Raw genomic sequence first — 24910 nt, forward strand, 5'->3', positions numbered from 1 at the left:
GATTCTTTCAAGGTTTTTAATCATAAAAAACCTCTTTAAGCCTTGACATATTTAAAACTTTTATTATATTATAAAGCACAGGTTGAAAGATCGCGGGGTGGAGCAGTCTGGTAGCTCGTCGGGCTCATAACCCGAAGGTCGTGGGTTCAAATCCCACCCCCGCAACCAATTTGTTTCTCTATCTGTAAACATTCTTACCAGGGGTTAAAAGCCTTACTTAGGTCTTCTTTTATACATAAAATATACATAAAAATTTTCGAAGAGGATTAGAAAGTGAAAAGTTTAGAGCGTATTAAAAAACAAGTGTTAAGGGCACTGGCTAAAGATAGGGCCTCTTTTTGGCAGCTGATAAACTATCAAGATGCTCATCTGGTAGATTTTTTGGAAGCTATCAAACAGCTTCTCCAGGAAGGTAAAATAAAATACGAAAAACCTTATTTTTATCTTGCTGACGAGAGTTTACCAATTTTTCCATATGAAAGTCCAGGATGTCTTTTCTGCTCTCCCTTTGAACAAAGTCCTTTTTGGAGGCAGGTTTTAAAAGATTTTATAGAGATTACTAAGGACCGTCCTTTACCAACCAGTGATTTTGACCAGGGGTTTATAAAACCAGAAGATACGGTCAAAAGGACTGCTTTTATCTATGAAAGAGGTGATCTTGAAGGGACAGAGGTTTTTATCTTAGGAGATGACGATTTAATCTCTCTCAGTATGGCTCTTACTAAACTACCAAAAAGGATAGTGGTGGTAGAAATAGACGAAAGGATTAACAGATTTATCAAAGAAAAAGCAAACCTGATTGGTTATCAAAACATAGAGGTCTATAATTACAACGTGATAGAAAAACTTCCTGCCGAGCTTTGTAAAAAGTTTGATATATTTGTCACAGACCCTGTAGAGACGCAGAAGGGGTTAAAACTTTTTGTAAACAGATGTATCCAGTCTTTAAAAGGTGAGGGATCGGTGGGTTATATAGGGTTTACCCATCGAGAAGCTTCGTTAAAAAAATGGTATGACTTCCAAAAGTTTATCTTGGACTCAGGTTTTGTTTTAACTGATATTCTAAGGGATTTTACCACCTATCCTGAGGAAGAAAATCAATGGGAGGATTTTTACCGGACTTACAGGATTATGAAAGAGTTTGAGTTGTCAATCCCGGAGGTAGATTGGTATAAGTCTTGTTTTGTTAGGTTTGAAGCTGTAGAAGATCCCAGGGTTTTAGACATAGAGGTTCCTGCTGATCTTGAAGAGCTTTATTTTGATGATGAATCCTGGGCAACTCCCTTACCTTCTTATTTAGAAAAAAATATAAAATAGGGGTAAAGTTATGGCTTATAGCACGTCAGATTTTAAGAGAGGTTTAAAAATAGAATGGGAAGGTAAACCCTATGAGATTTTAGAGTTTCAGCACGTTAAGGTGTCCAAAAACCAGCCTACGGTTAGAACCAGGTTAAAGGACTTGACTACCGGGAGGGTTTTTGAGGTAAACTTTCGTGCAGGAGAAAAGTTTGAAAAACCTGACTTACAAGAAAAGGAAATGCAGTTTTTATACAAAGAAAAAGGACAATATGTTTTCATGGATTTAGAGGATTATGACCAGGTTTATCTTAGAGAAGAAGATATAGGTCAGGCAGCAAAATTTCTCAAAGAAAACTTAAATGTTTATATCATCTATTATCGGGGGAAGGTGATAGGTATAGACCTCCCTAACATCGTAGAATTAGAGGTGGTAGAGACTGAGCCAGGGGTTAGAGGGGATACCGTTGGTTCTGCCACCAAGCCTGCTACCCTTGAAACCGGGGCTGTCATTCAAGTACCTCTTTTTATCAACAAAGGGGACAGGATTAAGGTAGACACCAGGACAGGAGAATATATCGAGAGGGCTGTATAAATGCTTACTCTTAAAAAACTTCAAGAATTTAAAGAATACTTAGAAAGTGGAGCCTTTATAGAAGATTTTGAGATGAGACCTAAGGATGGCCAAGAAGAGATGTTAGATATGATAGAGACCCTTTTTCAGATTTGTGAGATAGCAGACGAGGTGATATCTAAACATTTTTACAGAAAATGGGGCGAAGAGTTGTTGAAAGGGTCTTCTGATTAGAAATGGTTTATTTTATAAGAGCAAGAAGTTATCATAAATATGCCCAAGATCTATTTAAAGACCTTCATCTTTATAAACAAAAGCCAGAGGAGTTTAGAAAAAAGGCTCAAGAGATTTTTCAAACAGGGCTTAAAGCCCTCTGGTCTCTTTCTCAGATAACCCCTCCAGATAATCCTCCATCTTTCCAAGAAATCTGGCAAAAAGCTATAGAAGCCATCGACCCAGAAGACCAGGAAGCTCTTCTAAATATTAAAAGGATTACTTTTTCTGAAGAGCAAGATCTGGAAAAGGTCTATCAGTCTTTAAAGGATTTTTTAGCAATCCTTCAAAAAGCCCTCAAACCTATCCTTTAATCCATAGTTGCTGTTATTCTTGTGGTAAGAAAAATTTTTTTCTTGAATTTTTGTAATTCAATGTTATTGTGTGGGGAACTATGAAAGATTTTTTACGGTCTTATAAATCTTACATTCTAATTCTGATTTTAGTTTTATTTGGCTGGGCTTTAGGTATCTGGTTTATCTGTTATAACTTTCAGAAGCAAAAGTAAACTATTTTTTCAAACCACTTAGACCATAAGGTTGCGATGTATAATTCGACCCTTTATTCGATGAAAGAGTTACCCTCCCTTTATGCCCAAGGGATAGGAGCCTCTCAAACCATAAAGAACATCTTTAAAACCTATAAAGATGATGAAGAAATTTTAAGAAAAAAGCTCTATCAATTTCTTTTCCCTTTTATCCAAAACCTGGTCAGTTTACAAATAGATCTTCATTTTCATAATCAAAAAGGAAGGAGTCTTTTAAAATTTTATAATCCTTCTGTTTATGGAGAGGATCTTACTCAATATAGAGAAGATGTGGCCTATGTAATTAAATATAAAAAACCTGTGTTTGGGTTTTCTACAGGAAAAATGCTGAGTGGTTTTAGAAATACTTTTCCTTTACTTGATGAAAGAGGGGATTACCTGGGAGGTGTTGATTTTATCATTTCTTTAAAACATTTCGAAAAGTTGGTTTATCAGCTAAACCCAGGAGCTTGTTTCAGGCTGATTTTTAAGAAAAAAGAGACGGTAGACAAACTTGAAGAAAAGTATAGGTCTATGTTTGCTTCTCGTTTTTTCGGAGAAGACTTGGTAGAATACCAGAGGATTTTTAATAACGATGATTTATGTAGCAAGGCCTTAAACGTTTTACAACAGGACCTTAACTTTAGAAAGTCTATCTTTTCAGATAAACCTAAAATTTTAGAGTTTAATAGGCAAAATAAAGTTTATGAGATAGTATCTATGCCTATTAAGGATTTTAAAGAAATAACGGTAGGTTTTTTAGTAGTTACTCAGAGGGCAGAGACGGTAGAGGGGTTATATAAAGAGTTTTATAGGAATGTTTATATTTACACCCTCTTATTGCTGTTGATACTTTTTATTTCTTTTTACACCAACCGTAAAGCAAGGGAAAGCTTCTTGGAACGAAAAAAATTTAATACGGTTATTCAGTTCATGGAAAGTGCTGTTTATACGGTAAAAGATTTTAAGATTAACTTTGTAAACCCAAAGCTTTTAAAACTTTTAGGGTATTCAGAAGAAGAGTTGATCGGAAAGAGGGACCATGAGGGTTTTGTGGATCCGGTAGAGGACAGGTGTGCGATATGTGAGGCTATTTCAAAAGGAGAGGAATTTACAGGGGATATGGTTCTTAAAAAGAAAGATGGGTCTTATTTGATAGCTAATGTTAAGGTTTCTCATGTTAGAGATGAGTTAGGAAAGGTCGTTGAAACAGTCGTATGTTTTTGGGATATAACTTTAAGAAAAAAATTAGAAGATGCACTTTACTTAAACTCTATCACCGACCCACTTACCAGGCTTTTTAACAGAAGGTTTATAGCTACGGTTTTAGAAAATCTTAAAGAAAAAGCCAGTGAGAGCAAACAAACCTTTTCGGTAATTATGATAGATATAGACAACTTTAAAAGGATAAACGATGTTTATGGGCATGACGTAGGGGATGAGGTTTTGAAGGTTCTTGCTGAAACTTTAATAGGACAGCTTAGAGACCAGGATATAGTTGGGCGCTGGGGAGGGGAAGAGTTTATCGTAGTTTTACCAGAAACAGACCTTAAAAATGCAATTTTGGTAGCAGAAAAATTAAGAAAAGCAGTAGAAGATTTAGAAATAGGTATCCATCGACTTAAAATCACCATAAGCTTAGGGGTAAGTGAATACCGTTTAAAAGAAAAAGAAGAGATCGCAGACTTAATAAAACGAGCAGACTCAGCCCTTTATTTAGCAAAAAGGTCGGGGAAAAATTGCGTAAAATTTGAAACATGATATTATGTAGGTTATGGAACAAGAGAGGATTAGAGCTTATTTAGAGGTACTTGCTTGTCCTAAATGTAAAGGTGAGCTTGAGTTTTTGGTTTTTCAGGATAAAGAAGGATTTGTTTGCAAGACCTGTAAACTACTTTATCCGATAGTAGAAGATATCCCGGTGATGTTGGTAGAAGAGGCTTTAAAACTTGAAGATTTAAGTTCTTAAGATGAGTCATCCTAAAGAACCTGCTCCAGTGTGTTTTTTTATAGCTCTAACTACTCAGGACTTTACTATAGGGGAACAGGCTTTAACCTCGTTAGCCTCAGAACTTGGAAAGGTAATTTTTTCCTCTGAAGCTTTTGACTTTTCTTCTTTCACCCATTACTACGAGAAAGAAATGGGAAGAAATCTAAAAAAGAGGTTTTATTTTTTTGAAAACTTGAAAAGTCCTGATTTTTTGGTGGAGTTAAAACATATTTGTTACAAGATAGAGCTTTCTTATACCACAGAATCTGGGAAAAGAAAGGTTAACCTTGACCCAGGATATGTGGAACTTTCTAAGGTAGTTTTGTCCACCTTTAAAGATTATGCTCACAGGATTTATTTAGGCAGGGGAGTATTTGCTGAAGTTACCTTGATATACAAGGATAAAAGTTTTATCAATCTTCCCTGGACTTATCCAGACTATCAGGCTTTTATCCCGGTTTTTAACCAGGCAAGAGAGATTTACAAGAGATTGAAAAAGAGGTCTTTATGCTGATAGACCCCTTTGGAAGAAAAATAGAATATCTTAGGATCTCTGTAACCGATAAATGTAATTTTAGATGTATCTATTGTTTCACTCATAATAACTGGGAATGGTTGCCACACCATGAAATTCTTAGGCTTGAGGAGATAGAAGAGGTGGTCAGGGTAGGGGCTAAGCTTGGGGTTAAAAGGGTAAGGATTACCGGAGGAGAACCTCTGGTGAGAAAAAACATAGAAAGTCTGGTAGAAAGGATTGCAAGTATTTCAGGGATAGAAGATTTAAGTCTTACCACCAACGGCTATTTTCTTGAGGAGTTCGGGGAAAAACTTAAAAAGGCAGGTTTAAAAAGAATAAACCTCAGTTTAGATACCCTAAACCCAGAAAAATTTTATAAAATCACAGGGGTTGATGGTTTTTCTAAGGTAAAAAGAAGTTTAGAGTTAGCCTTAGATTTAGGTTTTTCCCCGGTAAAGGTTAACGTGGTAGTGATTAGGGGTTTTAACGACGAAGAGATTTTAGATTTGGCTAAACTTACCTTAGAAAAACCGATAGAGATAAGGTTTATCGAGTTTATGCCAATAGGAGGAAATTCTCTTTGGGATAAAAGTCATATAGTAGACACACAAGAAATTAAAAAAACATTGGAAACATACCAGCCTCTTTTACCTGCTGATTCGGTAGGTGGTGGTCCTGCCAAGGTTTTTAGGTGGGAAGGAGCTAAGGGTAAAATAGGGCTTATCTCTCCTATTTCTGAACATTTTTGCCATAGATGTAACCGTTTTAGGATTACCGCAGACGGAAGGTTAAGGCCTTGTCTTTTTTCAGACTATGAGATAAACTTAAAAACCGCTTTAAGGGAAAAGAAGGTTTCCTTAGAAGAGTTGTTTCTCCAGGCACTAAAAGTAAAGCCCGAGGGCCATAGATTAAACTCTACTTTAAAACCTATGAGGGCTATCGGAGGTTAGATGGAAAATAAAGAGGTTCAGGTTTGGTTGAGTGCTGGCACCTTAAAACAGGGATATCCTGACATGGCGTTAAAGCTTTTTAAGCCTCTTCCTAAAGGCACTTATGTGTTGGTAAAGATGCCTGATGAAAGAAAGGAAGTTTGTTTGCTCACCGAGGTTTCTTATAAAATCCCTTTTGATGTAGAGGGAATTCCTGTGGTTTTGCGAAAGGCTACCCTTAAGGAAATCAAAGAGTTTGAGAAAAAGTTAGAGCTGGAAGAGAAAGGCAAAGAGTTTTGTCTCCAGTTTGCTAAAGAGCTTGGGCTTGAGATGAATTTGGTAAGGGTCGATTGCTTTTTTGATAGGAGTAAGATCATCTTTTTTTACACCGCAGAGGGCAGGATTGATTTCAGGCAGCTGGTAAAGGAGTTAGCCAGGGCTTTGAGGATGAGAATAGAGATGAGGCAGATAGGGGTAAGAAACGAAACAGCTCTTTTAGGTGGTATAGGTTATTGCGGAAAAGAGTTTTGCTGTGCCAAGTTTTTAAAATCCTTTGCCCCTCTTTCTATTAAGTTTGCCAAAGAACAAGGGCTTATCCTTGACCCTAATAAAATTTCAGGTCCTTGTGGAAGGTTGCTTTGTTGTCTAAGTTATGAGATGGAGGTTTATAAAGAATTTTTAGAAAAGCTTCCCAAGCTGGGAAGTAAGATCAAGATTAACGAAGAATCCTATCGTGTGGTAAAATATCATCTTTTTCAGAAGTTAGTCTATCTGGAAACAAAAGACGGACAACTTATTAGCTTGCCTGTAGAGGAACTTAAGTCTTATATCTTAGAGCATATAGAGGATTTTTCTGTTGAAGACCAGTTGAAGAACCTTGAAGAGGAGGAGGATTGATGCGGATCTATCTTACTACACCGATTTACTACGTAAACGCTTATCCTCATTTAGGACATGCCTATACTACGCTGATAGTAGATGGGGTTGCCAGGTTTTACAGACTAAAAAACTGGAAGGTGTTTTTTCTTACAGGTACAGACGAACACGGAGATAAGATCCAGAAAACAGCTAAAGATAAAGGACTTTCTCCTCAAGCTTTAGTTGATGAGATAAGTGAATCTTTTAAAAGAACTTGGGATTACTTTGGGATTGGTTATAGTCGTTTTATCAGGACTACTGAAGAAACCCATAAAAAGATCGTACAAAGGGTTTTGCAACAACTTTACGAAAAAGGAGAAATCTATCAGGATGAATATGAGGGGCTTTACTGTGTTGGCTGTGAACGGTTTTTGACGACCAAAGAACTTGACGAACAAGGAAGATGTAAAGACCACCAAAAAACCCCTGAACTTATTAAAGAAAAAAACTATTTTTTTAATTTAGAAAAATACCGTTTCTGGTTAAAAGACTACATCCAAAAAAACGACCTGATTTATCCTGCTTTTTACAAAGAAGAAGTACTTAACATGTTAGAAGAAGAGCTTCCTCCACTTTGTATCTCTCGTCCTAAAAAAAGGCTTGAATGGGGTATTGAGCTTCCTTTTGATAAAGACTACGTAACCTATGTATGGTTTGACGCCCTTTTAAACTATCTTACAGGAATAGGCTATCCAGAGGACCCAAACTGGGAGGCCTGGTGGAAGGAGTCTCATCACTTTATCGCCAAAGACATCCTTAAACCCCATGCAGTTTATTGGCCTATCATGTTAAAAGCTTTGGGGTTACCTGTATACAAAAAACTTTTGGTGCATGGATATTGGTTGGTTGACCAGTTAAAAATGTCTAAATCGATAGGAAACATCGTAGATCCTGTAAGCTTGAGTAATACATATGGTAAAGACCAGCTAAGGTATTTCTTGTTTAGAGAGATGGCTTTTGGTTACGATGCAGAGTTTAGTTTTGAAGCTTTTATCACCAGGATAAACGCAGACCTTGCTAATGACTATGGTAACCTTGTTTATCGTACCTTAAACCTAACAGAAAAATACTTTAACTCTTGTGTTCCTCCTTTAAACGGGCTGACAGAAGAGGACCAGGCTTATTTAGACCTGGTGAAGACAGCTTTAGAAGATTACCATAAGTTGTTTTCTGAACTTCAGTTTCATAGAGCTTTAGAAAGACTTTGGGAAGCCATCAGAGAAGGTAATGTTTACATAGACAGACAAGCTCCCTGGAGTCTTATAAAAAAAGGAGAGTTAGGCAGGGCAGGAACGGTTCTTAGGGTTTTACTGGAAGTTATCAAGAGTTTTGCTATAGCCCTTTCTCCGGTGATGCCTGAAACCTCTCAGATTTTACTTGAAAATCTGTCTTATGAAAGGCCACTTTCTTGGGAAGAGGTTTTTAATTTTAAGGGATTAAAAGAAGGGGCTATTGCTAAGAAAGGAAAGCCTCTTTTTCCAAGAATAGAAGATAAACCAAAGGAGGAAGAAAAGGTGGTGGAAGAAAAGAAAGAAGAGACAGGTTTTATCTCTATAGATGAGTTTAGAAAAATAGATTTAAGGGTAGGGAAGATAGTCGCTGCAGAAAAGGTCCCAAACGCAGATAAACTTTTAAGGTTAGAAGTGTTATGCCCAGAAAAAAGACAGATTGTTTCAGGAATAGCCCAGTATTATCAACCTGAAGAATTAATAGGTAAAGAGGTAATTATTGTGGCTAACCTGAAACCTTCTAAAATCAGAGGGGTTCTTTCAGAGGGTATGCTTCTTGCAGCTAAGGATGAAAAGGGATTATGCTTGGTGACCCCTGAGAAAGAAATAGCCCCAGGGGCTAAAGTTAGCTAAAATAAAAAGTTTTAGCCTGGAGGCCAACCCATAGTCCTTCCAGCAAGCAAATGAAAATGTAGATGGAATACCGTCTGCCCTGCCTCCTCCTTACAGTTTACAACCACCCTGTATCCTCTTTCAGCAAACCCTAAATCTTGGGCTAATCTGTTGATAACAAGATAGATATGCCCGATTAAATCCTTGTCTTCTTCAGTTAGGTCAAGCAAGGTAGAAAGATGCTTTTTAGGAATTACCAAGATATGGTAAGGAGCTTGAGGGTTTATGTCATGAAAAGCTATTACCTTTTCGTCTTCATAAACGACTTTAGACGGTATTTCTTTTTTAGCGATTTTACAAAATATGCAATTCATAAGTCCCCCCTTTTTAAAAGGGTTTTTTTAAATTTATAAAACTTTTGGTTTAAAAAATCAAGGGTTAATGAGGTAATTTTTCTATGTTGGATTCTCCTGTGTTTTCTATATTAGCGTTGTTTTCTAAAGGTTTAAGCACAAAGAGCAGTTGGCCTTCTTCTACCATCTGGTTAAGCCTTACACAAATTTCTACGATTTGGGCATCAAATGGTGCTAAAACAGGGTTTTCCATCTTCATCGATTCTAAGTTGGCGATTTCCTCGCCTTTATGGACGATGTCTCCAACCTTAAGGGTACCTCTTTTAGGATTGCCTATCCTCCAAACTGTTCCGCTGATAGGTGCACCTATTTCATTAGGTCTTACTGCTTTTTTCACCTCTTCTTTTTTAGCTCTTGGTGTTTTCACCTCAAAAACCCTGGTCTTGTTGTTTACTTTTAAGACTACATGGATGATCCCGTCGTTTTCTACACCTATGGACACTAATTCTATACAATAAGGTTTACCTTCATAGATAAACTCTACCTTATCTCCTGGTTTTTTAAGTCCCTCTCTCCAGACTTTGGTGGGAAGGTATAAAGGGGCATCTCCATATTTTTCTCTAAATTTTATGAAATCTAAGGCATCCTTAGGATGCATAAGGTACAGGATAAACTCTTCTTCTGTGGCCTTTCTTCCGAGCTCATATTCCAGTTTTTTTCTTAAAGCGGTTAGATCTTCATCAGGAATAGCCTCTACAGGGGAGGATTCTTTTCTTTCTTTTATTTTATTTCCCCACTCGTCTCCAAAGGTGCTCTGATATACCCAGTCAGCAGGCCATCCTACAGGCATCCTCCCGTAATGACCGAGGATGAGATTTTTAAAATCTCCAGGTGCGTTTTTGAAAAGTTGTAAAAGCTCTTCCTGTTCCCAGGGTTCCATGGCAGAAAAATCCTGGTTTTTCTCTTCTACGAATTTCTTTAGAAGTTTGATGACATGTTTAACCCCTTCTTCTCCCTGTTCTTTGGCATATCTGTTGACTATACCACTACAGGTTACCCAGGTTATTTGGGAGCCAGGGGTTACGTCAAAGTATTTTACTATTTGGTTGTATAAAGACATCACTTGAAGGATGTAAGGCATGAGATGAAGAAACCCGCCTTTTTCTGCCTGTTCAAAAGAACTGGGAAAAGCTCCTCCTGGCATCTTATGTCTGGTTACCATATGGTCAAATCCTTTAAAAGGAGACTCAGCCCAGTCATAGTCCCTGATCCATTCTCTAACCTTTTCTACCGCCTGTTCTGCAGCTTTTCTGTTAAGATGTACTGGGATTCCTTCTTCTCTAAATATAGCTTCTACGGCCAAGATAGGGGAATGTCCATAAAACCTGACCAGGGTATCTTCTTCTACGTCTATGATCTTAGCTCCTGCTTTGGCAGCTGCTAACAGCACAGGGATGGCAAGTCCATCGGTGATGTGACGATGGTAGTTGATCACCAAATCAGGGTATTTTTGTTTGATACTATCTATCAACTCAGTAACCGAAGATACCGTTCCTACACCAGCCATATCTTTGATACAAAGAACTATTTCGTCTACCCCACCACAAAGATCTACTATTTCGTCAACCACTTTTAGGTAATATTTGGTGTCAAACCAAGGGGCAACGGTATAAGAAATGGCAGGTTCAAAAAGTCTTCCTCTTTTCATCACTACTTCAGCTACAGGGCGCATGTTTCTTACGTCGTTTAAAAAGGAAAAACATCTCCAGACGTCTATGTCTACTACCTCTACTACATATTCTATGATGTTTTTAGGATAGGGCCGATAACCCCACATGTTGGTTTCTCGTATAAGGGTTTGTAAAAGGACGTTAGGCATGAGTTCTCTTAAAATTGCTATCTCTTCAAAAGGGCTTTCTCTTCTATTCATGATACCTACATGCCATCTCGCCCCTCCATGACACTCAGAGGCAAAAAGTCCCATCTCGTTATAATAAGGTGCCAAGGTTTTTAGGTCGTAGATCCTTAACCTGTTTTTATAGTCAGACTGACCTGCGTCTCTCATACCAACAGAAACAAAACATACCCCAGGCAGTTCTCTTACTTTCTGTACTATTTCTTTAGGACTCATCCCTGGTTTTACAAATATATAATCCATTTTTCCCTCCTTATTTTGAGGTTATAAATCTTTACATCCAGTCTTGAGGTCCCAAGGCTGAAATTTCAGCTACATATTTAGCTATCTTTAAGACCTCATCATCTGCGGTTTTTTCTTTTACCATAGAAAGAAGCTCTTCGTGATGTTCCTCTATAAACCTGGTAGAAAACTTACCTTCTATAAAATCAGGATGCCTGATAATGCTTAAAAGCAAGGGAGCAATGGTTTTTATCCCTTCTACCCTTAACCCTCGGCTCAAGGCCCTGTCCATGACTCTAATAGCTTCTGACCTGTCAGCACCAGCTGACATAACCAGCATGATAAGTGAGTCGTAGTAGGAAGGTACCTCAGCCCCTTCATAAACCCCAGAGGCAACCCTTATCCCTGGACCTTGAGGGATTTCAAGTCTGGTTATAGTTCCAAAAGAAGGATTAAAGGTTTTTGGGTCTTCAGCGTTAATTCTTACTTCTATGGCATGTCTGTTGGGAAGTATGTCGTCTTGTTCAAAAGGAAGGGGATGGCCTTCTGCTATAGAAAACATAAGGCTTACCAGGTCAAGACCGGTTATAAGTTCTGTTACCCCATGTTCTACTTGGAGCCTGGTGTTAACCTCAAGGAAATAAAATTTGTTGGTTTTAGGATCTAAAAGAAATTCTACTGTTCCTACAGAATGGTATCCTATTTCTCTCATCAACCTTACGGCTGTAAAACATATCTCTTGTCTTAGGTCATCAGATATGCTTGGAGACGGGGCTTCTTCTAAAATTTTTTGGTTTCTTCTCTGTAGAGTACATTCTCTTTCATACAGATGGACTACATGTCCGTATTTGTCTGCACAGATTTGTACTTCTATGTGTCTACCGCTTCGAATGTATTTTTCTACTAACAAAGTATCGTCCCCAAAAGCTTTTTTGGCCTCAGACTTTGCTTTTTCAAGAGCTACAGGTAATTCTTCAGCTGTATATACTCTTACCATTCCCTTTCCACCACCACCTGAAGCAGCCTTAATCATGATAGGAAAATCTACTTCATCCTCCTGCATCCATTTTAAGATATCCTCTACCGTTTTTACGTTCAAAAGACCGGGGATGGTCGGAACATTAGCTCTTTGGGCTATTTTTTTAGCCCTGATTTTGTCTCCCATAAGCCTTATAACCTCCGGAGGAGGACCTACCCACACAAGCCCAGCTTGTTCCACCAACTCTGCAAAATCTGCATTTTCTGCCAAAAATCCCCATCCAGGATGGATGGCATCACACTTTTTTTCTAAAGCAACTTTAATGATTTTTTCCATGTTTAAGTAAGAATCGTGAGGAGGGGCTTCTCCGATATGGACTGCTTCATCAGCCAAAAAGACGTGATAGGCTAATCTGTCGGGTGTGCTGTAGATAGCCACAGTTTTAATTTTTTTATCTCTGCAGGTATTCATAACCCTGACTGCAGGGACTCCACGATTGGCTATCAAAACTTTACTGATCTTTTTCATAGGCCCTCCAGTTTCTTTGTAAGATTAAATGTTCGACTTTTTTAAAATAGTTTAACAAAATAGTTTAGTAAAATTGTAGAAATAAAGCAATTCTAATAACAGATAACCTATTTTACTTAAAAATCAACCTTTTGTTTGAAAATTTTTTTATAGAAACTGTAAGGTTCTAACAGACGGTCGATGATGATGGAGGCTGCTGAGCGGACAGAAAGATGGTTGTATGGGTCAAGCCTTCCCCAAATTGGTTCTAAGAAATGATCACATTTTACTAAAAACTCTTCGGTAAGTCCCCAGGCAGTTCCTAAAACAATGACTATAGGTTTTTCCCACAAAAACTTCTGTAGAGTTTCTATAGGAATAGGGGGTTTTTTAGGAGAAGCATCTGTCCCGACCAACAAAGGTTTTTCTCCTTCCTGATGGTGGACTGCATCTAAGGCTTTTTCAAAGGTAGAAAAAACTTTTACCAATTTGAGTGCTTCTTTACGTAATGGGTTGTATTTAGCACCGCCACCTTTCAGCCAGAAGTCTAAAAGCTCTTGGGCTAACTCTCTTTGATCCTTAAGGGGTTGAACTATGTAAATACCTTTTAATCCATAGGTCCTTCCAAGACGTCCCAAATCGTGCAAATCGATGTTGGCAATGGCTGAAGCAATTACCTCTTTTCTCTTGTTGTATACCGGATAATGAAGTAAAAAGAGATAGACCCTTTGTTTTTTTAAAAGATTAGCCAGAAACTTTAAATCCTCTTGAGAAAGCTGGGTTTGTCTTAAAAGGTGAGGACGTTTTTTTAGGGTTAATTCTAAGGATTTTTGTCTTCTATAGACCTCTATGGCAGCATGGTTTCCGCTTAAAAGAACTTCTGGGACTTTTAACCCCATAAAATCCCTGGGTCTGGTATAGCAAGGATATTTTAAAAGGCCTGAAGAAAAAGATTCTCTCTCTACAGAGTCTTTTTTCCCCACTACCCCAGGAATTAGTCTTGCTATAGACTCGATAAGGACTAAACTTGCTACCTCTCCCCCAAAAACCACGTAATCTCCTATAGAGACTTCTTGGTCTACCAAGGTTTCTCTTATTCTTTCATCTATTCCCTCATACCTTCCGCAAATAAGGATAAGATGGTTTTTTTGAGAAAGCTCTTCTGCTATTTTTTGATTTAACACCTCTCCTTGAGGGGAGAGATAGACCACCCAAGGACTTTTACTTTTTTGTTTAAGAAATGTTATCGCTCGGTAGAGGGGTTCAGGTTTAAAAACCATCCCCTCTCCACCTCCAAAGGGTTCATCATCAACCACACGGTGTTTATCCTGACAAAAATCTCTTAAATTGACAAGATTAATCTCTAAAAGACCTTTTTGTAAAGCCTTTCCTAAAAGCCCTACTTTTAATGGACTTTCAAAATATTCTGGAAAAATGGTGATGATATCTATCTGCATAGATTTAAATCTTAGGGTTTTTGAACTTCTATAAGGCCTTCTAAGTTTTGGACTATGATGGTTCGAGAGGAAAAATCCATCTCCACAACGTATTCTTCTACCATAGGGACATAAAACTCAAATCCTTCTGGAGTCTTTACCAGTAGAAGATCATACTCCCCCATCGGCATAACCTCTTTAACCTTACCCCAAGTTTTACCAGAAGGGTCTTTAACACAGAAACCCTCTATTTGGTGATAATAAAATTCATCTTCTAAAGGTTCGGGAAGTTCTTCTAAACTTAAGTAAAGTTTTTGGTTGACAAGACTTTGAGCTTTTTCATAGTCTAAGTCTTTAAATTTAAAGATGAGAACGTTAAACCCAGGCCCTTTTTTAACAGACTCAACCATCAATTCTTCCGAAGAGTTAGGAGAAAGATAGAACTTTTTTGTTTGAAAAAGCAGCTCAAAAGAGGAAACTAAGGGAGAGACTTTAATCTCTCCCTTAAGTCCGTGGGTGCTCAAAATTTTGGCAACAGGAACTTTCACTATTCTATGATTTCTAACACAACTCTCTTGCGAAGTTTACTACCTGCAGCCCCTAAGATGGTTCTAATAGCTTTAGCAGTACGCCCTTCTTTACCTATGATTTTGCCAAGGTCTTCCTTGGCAACTCTAAGTTCGATTACAGAGGTTTGTTCTCCTTCGATCTCGTTGATCTGGACTGCTTCTGGTTTGTCTACCAGGACCTTAGCGATGCTCTCCACCAAATCTTTGAGTTTGCTCATCTTCTACCCTCCTCTCTACTGGCAGTTTGAATTTACGCTTTTTGGTCTACTTTAATCCCTATCCTTTTCAGAAGGGCTCTTACCGTTTCTGTAGGTTCAGCGCCTTTTTCAAGCCAAGCCTTAACTTTTTCTTCGTTTACCTTAAACTCAAAAGGTTGTTTTAAAGGATCATAATACCCTAAGATATCTAAAAATTTTCCATCTCTGGGAGCACGAGAATCCGCTGCCACCACTCTGTAAAAAGGTCTTTTCCTTCTACCAAATCTCATAAGTCTAATCCTGACCGGCACTTTTCCTCTACCTCCTTAAAAAATTTTAGCCTTAATATTTTACCACCTAATTTATTTTTTACAATCATTTTTTAAGTGCCAAACATTCTCCGAAAAACTTGTTGAAGTCTTCCTGGAGTTTTCATTTGTTTCAATAGTTTAAGCATTTCCTCATAGCTTCTTAAAAGCTTGTTTACATCTTGGACTGTGGTCCCGCTACCTTTAGCTATACGTCTTTTTCTGCTTGCGTTGATTATTTTCGGATTTTTCCTTTCCTGTTTGGTCATCGAGTTGATGATGGCTTCCATCCTTAAAATCTCTTTTTCGTCAAACTCAAACTGACTCAATTTTTTCCCTACCCCAGGTAAAAATCCCAGTATATCCCTCACAGAACCTAATTTTTTCATCTGTTTTAACTGTTCTCTCAGGTCTTCTAAATCAAACTCAAGTTTTTTAAGTTTTTTTTCGAGCTCTTTGGCTTTTTTGAGGTCAAAGGTTTCTTGAGCTTTTTCTATCAAGGTTAAAACGTCTCCCATCCCGAGAATTCTTCCTGCAAGTCTTTCGGGATAAAAAACCTCTAAAGCATCTACTTTTTCTCCTACTCCCAAAAACTTAATGGGACATCCGGTGACTTCTTTTATAGAAAGGGCTGCACCTCCTCTGGCATCTCCTTCCATTTTCGTAAGAATGATACCTGTTAACCCTACTTTTTCTTGAAAGGTTTTAGCTACATTCACCGCATCCTGTCCCATCATGGCATCAGCCACAAGCAGTACCTCCGAAGGACTAAAGGCATTTTTTAACTCTATTAATTCTTCCATAAGGGCTTCGTCTATATGTAGTCTACCCGCTGTATCTATGATCACCACATCTCTTCCTTCTTTTTTCGCCATTTCTATGGCATGCTGGACGATTTCTAACGGTTTTTCTCCAGGTTGGGCTTCATAAAAGGGTACATCTATCTTTTGTGCAAGTACTTTAAGCTGTTCTATGGCTGCAGGACGGTAGATGTCTGCTGAGACCAAAAGGGGATGATGCCCTTTCTTCTTTAGATGTCTCGCAAGTTTGGCTGCGGTAGTGGTTTTTCCTGACCCTTGAAGTCCTGCAAGCAGAATTCTGGAAGGTTTATGCCCTCCTAAATCAAGGCCTTTGGCCTCTCCTCCAAGGGTCTTTACCAGCTCTTCATATACAATCTTTACTACCTGCTGAAAAGGGGTTAAACTCTCGGTAACTTCAGAAGAAAGACATCTCCCCTCTACCCTTCCGATAAAATCTTTTACTACTTTGTAGTTTACGTCTGCCTCAAGTAAGGCAAGACGAATTTCCCTTAAACCTTTTTTTATTTCATCTGGACTGAGTTTTCCTTTATCCTTAAACTTGTTTAAAGCCTCCTCTAACCTTTGACTTAACCCTTCAAGCATTTTTGACTCCCTCTTCAGTTTTTTCGTTTGAGTAAAGTTTAATCATTATTTTCTTTTAGGCAACTGTTTTTATCCTGTCCAAAATCTTGGCCTCCCTACGTCAAGATGAATAAACCTCCCAGGATAGTATCCAACCCCTCCGAGACCTAAGTTTAATCCAGCTTTTAACAAATCCTCTAAAGGTGTGTCTTCCAAAAAGAAGTCTACCGCCTTTCCTTCTGTATGCAAACTTTTACTCGCAACCCCAGAAGTAGCTTTTCTTAAAAATTCGTTGGTCTCAGGAGATCTGTAGCCAGAGACTAAACATATAGGAGTTTTTGAGTTAACCATTTGACTTACCAAAAATAAAAGGTCAAAAAGTTTAACGTCTATAGGGTAAACTTCACCTTTTCTATAGTCTCTAAAGATATAGAAAAGTAAAGAAATTCCTTCTCCTAAATATTCTCCGTTAGCCCAGTAAGTTGCTTCTACTTTTTCTTCTGTATGTAGGTTGTAGATTTTAAGGGTCCTCTCAGGAAAACTCAATAAACTTCCAAAAGACAATACAGGTTTGGCTAAAACCAACCCTAAAGTCTTAAGAAAGAACCTTCGGGTAAACATTTTTAGGTTTATTTTGAGTTAAATAGCTTTGCTATCTTTTGGTCGTAACCGTAGAGGTCTTCAAGATAGTAGATATAAGGTGTTTTAACTACTGCGGTAAAATAGACAAGATAAACAGGAATAGGGGGGTTAAGGGAGATATAGATGGTTTTATCTAACTGTAAAGCCTTTATTAGTCTTTTTTCATCCCAACCGTTAGTATAACCATTGGATACCAAAAACCTGGCTAATTCAACCGCATTTTTAACCCTTACGCATCCTGAACTAAAGTCTCTCTTAGCATATCTAAAAAGATGTTTTTTAGGGGTGTCATGTAGGTAAACGTCAAAAGGGTTGGGGAACTGAAATTTTACCTTCCCTAAGGCATTTCCGTTTCCCGGAGGTTGGACCAGTCTAAAGGGTAAATCCAGACGGTTGTAGTTTTCCCAATTTATACTAAATGGATTTATTTCTGTGTTGTTGGCATAGACCTTTACACCTTGCTTTAAAAGATATCCAGGGTCTTTAGTAATTTTAGGAAAAAAATCTTTTAGATAAACATTAGGGGGGATGTTCCAGGGAGGATTTATTACTAAATGGGTCATTTTACTGTAAAGTAGAGGGGTGGGCCTAAAATCCTTAGGATTACTTTTCCCAACGATAACAGGGCTATAAAAAATCACATTACCCTCTCTTATGACAGAAAGCTCAAAAGAAGGTATGTTTACCCAAACGTATAGGGCTTCTGGTTTTTTCTGGGGTAACCATCTAAACTTTTCTAAGTTGACGCTGATTTGAATCACCCGTTTTTTTGGTAGAAGTTCTAACAACCTTACTGTTTGCTGATCTATGATCCCGGTTGGTTTTAGGTTTTGTCCTTTTTGAAATTTCTGGATAGCTACCTTAAGCTCTTGGTCATAGGTTTGACTTTCTGTAAAAGTTTCAAGATACCCAAGGAGATAAAGTCTTTTCCTAATTTTAGGTATTAGATGGTTCTGGTCTCCTGGTTTTAATTTTTTATCAAGTTCTATAGGGTCATCCTTGGTTACTTCTATGATTTCTTTATAACGCCTTAAATAATCTTTCAAAACGCGATATTCTTCAAACTCTGGGGCTAAGGCTGTAAACAGGTCTTCTAACCTGTCTTCTTCTAAAAGCTTGGCTAAAGTGGTTACTACCGTATCCTTTTTAGGGGGAAAGTTCACCATAGAAAAGACTTTGTTAGGATTAACCCTTCCATAATAGGTATGATAGGCAAGTTTTAACAGCGTATCTGTTAGCTTTACCTCTTTTATCCAAACCTCTTCATTATCTTCATTAAAGTCTACCTGATAGTCTGCAGGGTTTAAACCCTCCCAGGCTGAATTTTCTATTAGTTTTTTAAGCTTTTCTATGTTTTTTTCATTCCAGATGGGTTTACATTCTAACAGCTGGTAAAGGCTGGTTATCTGAGAGGGATAATTAAGAGAACTTTGGTATTCTGAGAGGGCTCCTGAGGGACATTCTTCAGCACCTTGTATGCTTTTACAGGCATATATAAAAAACAGAAAAAAAAACAGGGAAAAAAACAGAATCTTTTTCATACAGAATTTAGAGGTTTTAATTAAAATTTTTTAGAATTTGGAATATAACACAAAAAGGTTTGTTAGCAAGCAACGTTAAATCTTTTTTAAAAAGTTCTTAAGGTTGGTTTTTGTTTAAGTTTTGGTAAAATGAAATTTTACGGAGATTGCAAGGAGGGAAAAAAGAGGATGGGATATTATCTTGTTACAGGGGCAGCTGGGTTTATAGGATGGAGGGTAAGTGAGTTTTTGTTAAGGGAAGGGGAAAAGGTATTAGGGGTGGATAACCTAAATGCGGCCTATGATGTTAAGCTAAAGGAATGGAGGCTTTTTCAGTTAAAACGTTTTGATACCTTTAAATTTCACAAGCTTGATCTGGCTAACTTTGAGGCAGTCCGGTTGTTGTTTGAAAACTATCAGATCAAGGCAGTTATTCATCTTGCGGCAAGAGCAGGGGTGAGAGCAAGCTTAGTTGACCCCTGGGCTTATGTAGAAAGTAACGTAAAAGCTACTTTAAACCTTCTTGAGGCTATGAAGGATTTTCAAGTCAACAAGATGGTTTTAGCCTCTACCTCCTCTCTTTATGCAGGTCTTAATCCCCCTTTTGAAGAAGAACTAAAGGTAAATAAACCTTTATCTCCTTATGCCGCTACCAAGGGTTCTGCGGAACTTTTGGCTTATACCTACCATCATCTTTATGGGCTTGATATAACGGTTACCAGATATTTTACGGTTTATGGACCTGCAGGAAGGCCAGACATGAGTATTTTTAGGTTTATAAAGTGGATCTACGAGGGAAAGCCTATAGTGGTTTATGGAGATGGCACCCAGGCAAGAGATTTTACCTATATAGATGATATCGCTAAGGGAACGCTTCTTGCTTTAAAACCCTTAGGTTATGAAATCATCAATCTTGGTGGAGGAAGGAACCCAATTTCTATCAACCAAATCATAAGTCTTCTTGAATGTTTGCTTGGGAAAAAAGCCAAGGTGGAATATCGACCTTTTCATAAGGCAGACATGAAGGTTACCTGGGCTGAGATAGGTAAGGCCAAAAGACTTTTAGGCTGGGAACCTGAAGTTTCTATAGAAGAGGGGCTTAAAAAAACAGTTGATTGGAGCCTTGAAAACATAGAACTTGTAAAGGCGGTAAACCTTGATACAGAATAACCTAAAAACCCTTGTTTTTTTTGCCCGGACTTTGTCAGAAAAAGGTTTGGTAGCAGGGTCTGAAGGTAATTTTTCTGTAAGAACTAAGTATGGTTTTTGGATCACCCCTTCTGGAAGATTAAAACAAGGATTAAGTGAAAGGGATTTTGTTTTTGTAGGTTGGGACAAGAGCTTTATCAACGGAAGGCCTTCTTCTGAATGGGGGATGCATTTTTTGATCTACGAAAAAAATCCTCAGGCTAACTCGGTGATACATACCCACCCCCTCTATACTTTAGGTTTGTTTTCAACGGATTTTGATTTTAATGAGTTTAGCCTTAAAGAGGCAGAAATTTTGTTAAAAAACATAGCAAAAGTTCCTTTTTTACCTCCTGGATCTCAGGAACTCTGGGAGAGGGTTGGAGAGGCTTCGTTGACAAGTAAGGTGATTTTTTTGCAAGGTCATGGATTGGTTACCTGGGGAGAAACGATAGAAGAGGCGGTAAGCTTAACTGAAATCTTAGAGAAACTTTCTAAGTTTGAGTTGCTAAAAAATACGAGATAAAGGGGGAAGGTTGTGGAAAGGATAAGGTCACAACTTTTTTATAAAAAAGCTTTAGAGGTTATACCCGGAGGGGTAAACAGTCCTGTTAGGGCTTGTAAAGCGGTAAAGTCAGACCCTGTGTTTTTTGAAAGAGGAGAGGGTGCTTATTTAATAGACGTAGATGGCAATAGATATATAGATTATGTATGTTCCTGGGGGCCTCTTATCTTAGGTCATGCCCATCCAGAGGTAATCGCCGGGGTTTATTTTGCTTCTAAAAGAGGCACAAGCTTTGGTGCACCTACCTGGCAAGAGGTTGAACTTGCGGAGCTTATAAAAAATGCAGTTCCTTCTATCGAAAAAATTCGTCTGGTTAACTCAGGAACCGAAGCCACGATGAGTGCCATAAGGCTTGCCAGAGCCTATACCAACCGTAAAAAAATCATCAAGTTTGAGGGATGTTACCATGGGCATGTAGACGCTTTACTGGTAAAAGCTGGTTCAGGTTTGGCTACCTTTGGGATACCTGCAAGCCCAGGGGTTCCTGAAGAACTTACGGCTCATACCTTAAACCTTCCGTTTAACGATTTCGAAAAGGTAAAAGAGGCCTTTGAAAAGTTTGGAGAAGAGATAGCCGCGGTGATAGTAGAACCAGTCCCAGCTAACATGGGAGTTATTCCTCCTAAGGAGGGTTTTCTTAAGTTTTTAAGAGAAATAACCCAGCAGTATGGATCTCTTCTTATTTTTGATGAGGTAATTACAGGTTTCAGGTTAGGGGTGGGAGGAGCCCAAGAAGCCTTTGGGGTAATTCCAGACCTTACCTGTTTAGGAAAGATAATAGGAGGAGGGCTTCCGGTAGGTGCTTATGGAGGTAAAGCTGAAATAATGAATTTAGTTGCTCCTGAGGGACCTGTGTATCAGGCAGGTACCCTTTCTGGAAATCCTATAGCTGTAGCCGCAGGCCTTGCCACCTTAAAGGAATTACTAAAACCAGGGACTTATGAAAGACTTAATCTGATGGCAGAACTTTTAGAAAAGGGAATAAGAGAGGTTTTAGAAGACCTTGATCTTAACTATCGTTTACATCGAGTTGGGTCTATGCTTACCCTCTTTTTTACCGAGAAAGAGGTTATTGATTTTGAAACAGCGTTGAGTTGTGACACCCATCTTTTTGCAGAGTTCTGGCAAAGGATGTTAGAAAAGGGTGTTTACCTTCCTCCTTCCCAGTTTGAGGCTTGGTTTGTGTCTTTAGCCCATAAAGAAAAAGAGATAGAAAAAACCGTTGAGGCGGTGTATAAGGTACTAAAAAAGCTTAAAAAGACTAAAGGATAAGGGTAGCATCTCCATAAGAATAGAAGCGATATTTTTGAGCTATGGCCTCTTGATAGGCTTTTAAAATAAGGTCCCTTCCGGCAAAGGCGCAAACTAAAAGAAGTAAAGAAGACTTAGGAAGGTGAAAATTGGTAATTATCGCAGAAACCACCTGAAAGGTAAAACCAGGATAGATGTAAAGGTCGCAAAGCCCTTTATAAGGTATAAAACCTTTTTGGGCGATAAATTCTAAAGTCCTGACTGTGGTTGTGCCTACCGCAAAAATCCTTCTTTTTTCTTTCAAAGCTTTTTTTATTTCTTCTACCACCTCAGGCTCTACCTCTATGTATTCTGGCTCCACCCGGTGTTTTCTTATGTCTTGCACTTTTATCGGAGCAAAGGTACCATAACCTACATGAAGGGTAATAAAGTTAAGGATAACTCCTTTCTGTTTAAGGAGTTCAAGTAGATAAGAGTCAAAATGAAACCCTGCGGTAGGAGCTGCGATAGACCCTTCTTTTTGTGCATAAACCGTTTGATAGCGTAATAAGTCTAATTCTTCTGGTTCTCTTTTGATGTAAGGAGGAAGAGGAGCTTTACCGTGTTTATAAATCAGGGTTTCTAAAGGTTGGTTGGCTTTAATTTCGACTAAAAACCTTCCTCCTTCTAACGATTCTAACACTTTTATGGTGATTTCATTAGCTATGATTTCTGTGCCTTTTTTTATTCTCTTACCTTTGATAAGGGCTAAAGTTTGAAAAGACAACCCTTGAGGTTTTTGAAAAAGAAGGAGTTCTACCTCCCCTCCAGTAGGTTTAATACCTTTAAGTCTTGCAGGAAAAACTTTGGTATTATTAAGGACTAAAAGGTCTCCTTTTTGAAAATATTTTTCTATTTCAGCAAAGGTTTGGTGAAAAAAAAGTTTTTGGGTTTTTCTGTCTATAACTAAGAGGCGAGAGCTTTTTCGGTCTTCTACAGGAAAATAGGCTATTAACTCTTCAGAAAGAGGATAATCGTAATAGTCTAACCTAAATTCTTTAGGAATGACACTCATTTAAAGATAGAGAGCAGGAACCATTTCAAGGGCTAAAAGGTCTTCTATAGTTTCTCTCCTTCTCGTCACAAAGAAACGGTCTCCGTCTACCAAAACTTCTGGGACTCTTAGCCTTGAGTTATAGTTAGAACTCATCACAAAACCATAGGCTCCAGCACTCATGATAGCAAGTAAGTCCCCTCTTTTAACCCTTGGTATTTTTCGATCTTTAGCAAAGAAGTCACTACTTTCACAGATTGGACCTACGATGTCTACCACCACTTTTTCCTCGTTTTTTTCTTCTACTGTGATGATTTTATGGTAGGCTTGATAAAAAGCAGGCCTTATCAAGTCGTTCATTCCCGCATCTACGATAACAAATCTTTTCTCAAGGTTTTCTTTGTTGTAAAGCACTTTGGTCACCAGTATCCCTGCGTTACCTACGATCACCCTTCCAGGTTCTAAAATAAGGGTGGCTTTAAGGTCTTGAGCTTCTTTTATGATGGCTTCAGCATATTCTTCTGGTAAAGGTGGCTCTTCGTTGTTATAGATAATCCCAAGACCACCACCTAAGTCTAAATATTTAAGCTCTATGCCTAAGGAGGTAATTTCCTCCCAGATTTTTTTTAGTCGGTAGAGAGCATCTTTAAAAGGCGAAATAGAGGTTATCTGGGAGCCGATATGGGCGTCAAGTCCTACAGGGTTTAAATAGGGATGGTCTTTGGCCTTTTTATAGGCTTCAACCACCAATTCTTCAGGAATACCAAACTTGTTTTTCTTAAGACCTGTTGAGATGTAGGGATGGGTCTGTGGGTCCACATCTGGATTGACCCTTAAGGCAAAAGGAGCCGGTTTCCCTAATTTTTGGGCAACCTCACCCAAAACCTCAAGCTCCTCTAAGCTTTCAACGTTAAACATGAGAATCCCTGCTGAAAGAGCCATCTCCATTTCTTTTTCAGTCTTTCCTACCCCAGAAAAAACAATTTTCTGAGGATTGATACCTGCTTTTAAGGCTCTTTGAAGCTCTCCTCCTGAGACTATATCAGCTCCAGAGCCTAAACTTCTTAACAGAGAAAGTATGGCTATGTTAGAGTTGGCCTTAACTGAATAGCAGATAATATGGTCTACAGGAAGAAATGAATTCTCAAACACCTTAAAGTGCCTTTTGATCGTACTGGCAGAATAGATGTAAACCGGAGTCCCTACCTCCTCTACAATTCTTTTTACAGGAACTTCTTCACAAAAAAGCTCCCCATTTTTATATCCGAAATAATGCATGTCTACTCCCCTCGTTATTTTAGAATTTTTTTAAATATACATAAAACCATGCTTTTGTCAATGCTTAGAGGACTTGACAAAGTCCCCCTCATAACTATACTGTATCAGTAATTACAAAAAATCTTTGAGATGTATGACGTTGGTTTTATTTTTTTAGCAAAAAACAACATAAAAATTGTAGGAGGGAAACGATGTCAGACATGATGGAAGATGAAAGGATGCGATGGCACCAGAAACTAACTGAGATAATCTATGTATTGTATGCATTATCACTGTTAGTAGGTATTACAGGTATAGTAGCAATCGTGATGAACTACATCAAAAGACAAGATGTTAAAGGTACTTACTTGGAGAGCCATTTTCGTTGGCAAATTCGCACATTTTGGTTTACCTTGAGACACTTGTCAAGAGAATTGTGTCTCCTTATAAAATCTCTTCACAAACATTTGCCTCAATTCGTATAAAGCAGACTTAATTAAAGGAAGTGGTTTTTGCCATCTCGTTTTCTGAATCCGACTTACTGTTATGTATATCGCAACCTCTGCTGTCTTGATTGATTGAAAATATCCCCCTGTATTTACCCTTATCAGCTCTATCCTGCTATTTATATTCTCAACCACATTCGTCGTGTATATATACCTCCTCACCCCCTCAGGATATTTCTTATAAACAAAATAATGTTCCTTCTTTTTCAAAAGTCC

26 protein-coding genes, 1 tRNA gene and 1 pseudogene are annotated in these 24910 nt (G+C 38.2%); 15 read left to right on the plus strand and 13 right to left on the minus strand.

Annotated features, from left to right (window positions below; genetic code table 11):
* Window positions 1–91: 91 nt before the first annotated feature.
* From H529_RS0106095 to metG, 11 genes are all read left to right on the plus strand, one after another.
* A tRNA-Met gene (locus tag H529_RS0106095) sits at window positions 92–168 on the plus strand.
* A 105-nt stretch (window positions 169–273) separates the two neighbouring features.
* Complete coding sequence (locus H529_RS0106100; protein WP_022855642.1) at window positions 274–1317, plus strand: bis-aminopropyl spermidine synthase family protein; 1044 nt, start codon at window positions 274–276, stop codon at window positions 1315–1317.
* A gap of 10 nt (window positions 1318–1327) precedes the next feature.
* Window positions 1328–1891: an elongation factor P gene (efp, locus tag H529_RS0106105; protein WP_022855643.1), complete on the plus strand. Its 564-nt coding sequence runs from the start codon at window positions 1328–1330 to the stop codon at window positions 1889–1891.
* Complete coding sequence (locus tag H529_RS10380) at window positions 1892–2104, plus strand: hypothetical protein (protein ID WP_022855644.1); 213 nt, start codon at window positions 1892–1894, stop codon at window positions 2102–2104.
* Window positions 2105–2106: 2 nt separating this feature from the next.
* Window positions 2107–2457 carry a hypothetical protein gene (locus H529_RS0106115; protein WP_022855645.1) on the plus strand — a complete coding sequence of 117 codons (351 nt, stop codon included), beginning with the start codon at window positions 2107–2109 and terminating at the stop codon, window positions 2455–2457.
* Window positions 2458–2687: 230 nt separating this feature from the next.
* Window positions 2688–4430 (plus strand): sensor domain-containing diguanylate cyclase, encoded by a 1743-nt coding sequence (locus H529_RS11265; protein WP_081642269.1) that lies wholly within the window; start codon window positions 2688–2690, stop codon window positions 4428–4430.
* Between the two features lie 13 nt (window positions 4431–4443).
* Window positions 4444–4638 (plus strand): Trm112 family protein, encoded by a 195-nt coding sequence (locus tag H529_RS0106125; RefSeq protein WP_028843092.1) that lies wholly within the window; start codon window positions 4444–4446, stop codon window positions 4636–4638.
* Between the two features lies 1 nt (window position 4639).
* On the plus strand, window positions 4640–5173 hold the full coding sequence (locus H529_RS0106130) for a DUF4416 family protein (protein ID WP_022855647.1): 534 nt from the start codon (window positions 4640–4642) through the stop codon (window positions 5171–5173).
* Entirely contained in the window at window positions 5167–6126 is a 960-nt protein-coding gene (moaA, locus tag H529_RS0106135) for a GTP 3',8-cyclase MoaA (protein WP_022855648.1), read from the plus strand. Before H529_RS0106130 ends, moaA begins: the two co-directional genes overlap by 7 nt.
* On the plus strand, window positions 6127–7002 hold the full coding sequence (locus H529_RS10390) for a PSP1 domain-containing protein (RefSeq protein ID WP_022855649.1): 876 nt from the start codon (window positions 6127–6129) through the stop codon (window positions 7000–7002).
* Window positions 7002–8885, plus strand: coding sequence for a methionine--tRNA ligase (metG, locus tag H529_RS0106145; protein ID WP_022855650.1), 1884 nt, complete (start codon window positions 7002–7004; stop codon window positions 8883–8885). Before H529_RS10390 ends, metG begins: the two co-directional genes overlap by 1 nt.
* Window positions 8886–8896: 11 nt before the next feature.
* On the opposite strand, the gene H529_RS0106150 is transcribed toward metG, so the two are convergent.
* The 10 genes from H529_RS0106150 to H529_RS0106195 form a co-directional block, all read right to left on the minus strand.
* Window positions 8897–9238, minus strand: coding sequence for a histidine triad nucleotide-binding protein (locus tag H529_RS0106150; protein WP_022855651.1), 342 nt, complete (start codon window positions 9236–9238; stop codon window positions 8897–8899).
* A gap of 64 nt (window positions 9239–9302) precedes the next feature.
* Window positions 9303–11375, minus strand: coding sequence for a biotin/lipoyl-containing protein (locus tag H529_RS0106155; protein WP_022855652.1), 2073 nt, complete (start codon window positions 11373–11375; stop codon window positions 9303–9305).
* Between the two features lie 31 nt (window positions 11376–11406).
* The gene (locus tag H529_RS0106160; RefSeq protein ID WP_022855653.1) at window positions 11407–12861 is read right to left on the minus strand and encodes an acetyl-CoA carboxylase biotin carboxylase subunit; all 1455 of its coding nucleotides are present in this window, start codon (window positions 12859–12861) and stop codon (window positions 11407–11409) included.
* Between the two features lie 116 nt (window positions 12862–12977).
* Window positions 12978–14297 (minus strand): tRNA (guanosine(37)-N1)-methyltransferase TrmD, encoded by a 1320-nt coding sequence (gene trmD / locus H529_RS0106165; protein WP_022855654.1) that lies wholly within the window; start codon window positions 14295–14297, stop codon window positions 12978–12980.
* 11 nt (window positions 14298–14308) lie between these two features.
* Window positions 14309–14824, minus strand: a complete 516-nt coding sequence (gene rimM, locus H529_RS0106170; protein WP_022855655.1) for a ribosome maturation factor RimM — start codon at window positions 14822–14824, stop codon at window positions 14309–14311.
* Window positions 14824–15063, minus strand: coding sequence for a KH domain-containing protein (locus H529_RS0106175; RefSeq protein WP_022855656.1), 240 nt, complete (start codon window positions 15061–15063; stop codon window positions 14824–14826). Before H529_RS0106175 ends, rimM begins: the two co-directional genes overlap by 1 nt.
* Before the next feature lie 32 nt (window positions 15064–15095).
* Window positions 15096–15353 (minus strand): 30S ribosomal protein S16, encoded by a 258-nt coding sequence (gene rpsP, locus H529_RS0106180; protein ID WP_022855657.1) that lies wholly within the window; start codon window positions 15351–15353, stop codon window positions 15096–15098.
* A gap of 71 nt (window positions 15354–15424) precedes the next feature.
* Window positions 15425–16753 (minus strand): signal recognition particle protein, encoded by a 1329-nt coding sequence (gene ffh / locus H529_RS0106185; protein WP_022855658.1) that lies wholly within the window; start codon window positions 16751–16753, stop codon window positions 15425–15427.
* A gap of 69 nt (window positions 16754–16822) precedes the next feature.
* Entirely contained in the window at window positions 16823–17353 is a 531-nt protein-coding gene (locus tag H529_RS0106190; RefSeq protein ID WP_022855659.1) for a peptidoglycan L,D-endopeptidase MepK, read from the minus strand.
* Window positions 17354–17361: 8 nt separating this feature from the next.
* Complete coding sequence (locus H529_RS0106195; protein ID WP_022855660.1) at window positions 17362–18915, minus strand: L,D-transpeptidase family protein; 1554 nt, start codon at window positions 18913–18915, stop codon at window positions 17362–17364.
* A 168-nt stretch (window positions 18916–19083) separates the two neighbouring features.
* On the opposite strand from H529_RS0106195, the gene H529_RS0106200 reads away from it, so the two are divergent.
* The 3 genes from H529_RS0106200 to hemL are packed head-to-tail and all read left to right on the plus strand — an operon-like array spanning window position 19084 to window position 21919.
* Window positions 19084–20064, plus strand: a complete 981-nt coding sequence (locus H529_RS0106200; RefSeq protein ID WP_022855661.1) for an NAD-dependent epimerase/dehydratase family protein — start codon at window positions 19084–19086, stop codon at window positions 20062–20064.
* Complete coding sequence (locus tag H529_RS0106205) at window positions 20051–20608, plus strand: class II aldolase/adducin family protein (protein WP_022855662.1); 558 nt, start codon at window positions 20051–20053, stop codon at window positions 20606–20608. The genes H529_RS0106200 and H529_RS0106205 overlap by 14 nt, the downstream gene beginning before the upstream one ends.
* A gap of 12 nt (window positions 20609–20620) precedes the next feature.
* Window positions 20621–21919, plus strand: a complete 1299-nt coding sequence (gene hemL / locus H529_RS0106210) for a glutamate-1-semialdehyde 2,1-aminomutase (RefSeq protein WP_022855663.1) — start codon at window positions 20621–20623, stop codon at window positions 21917–21919.
* Here the strand turns inward: hemL and queA are convergent.
* Together queA and lysA are read right to left on the minus strand one after the other, a co-directional pair.
* Window positions 21909–22952: a tRNA preQ1(34) S-adenosylmethionine ribosyltransferase-isomerase QueA gene (gene queA / locus H529_RS0106215; RefSeq protein WP_022855664.1), complete on the minus strand. Its 1044-nt coding sequence runs from the start codon at window positions 22950–22952 to the stop codon at window positions 21909–21911. The two genes, hemL and queA, sit on opposite strands and share 11 nt — an antisense overlap.
* Window positions 22953–24209, minus strand: a complete 1257-nt coding sequence (gene lysA, locus H529_RS0106220) for a diaminopimelate decarboxylase (protein WP_022855665.1) — start codon at window positions 24207–24209, stop codon at window positions 22953–22955.
* A 191-nt stretch (window positions 24210–24400) separates the two neighbouring features.
* Here lysA and H529_RS10395 point away from each other — a divergent pair, with 191 nt between their 5' ends.
* Window positions 24401–24673, plus strand: coding sequence for a DUF4870 family protein (locus tag H529_RS10395; protein WP_051132414.1), 273 nt, complete (start codon window positions 24401–24403; stop codon window positions 24671–24673).
* Here H529_RS10395 and H529_RS12165 read toward each other — a convergent pair.
* Window positions 24614–24910 (minus strand): annotated as a pseudogene (locus H529_RS12165) (IS256 family transposase); the annotation flags it as partial. The gene H529_RS10395 and the pseudogene H529_RS12165 overlap by 60 nt on opposite strands.

This window comes from Thermodesulfobacterium thermophilum DSM 1276 (assembly GCF_000421605.1).
GTDB classification, from domain to species: domain Bacteria; phylum Desulfobacterota; class Thermodesulfobacteria; order Thermodesulfobacteriales; family Thermodesulfobacteriaceae; genus Thermodesulfobacterium; species Thermodesulfobacterium thermophilum.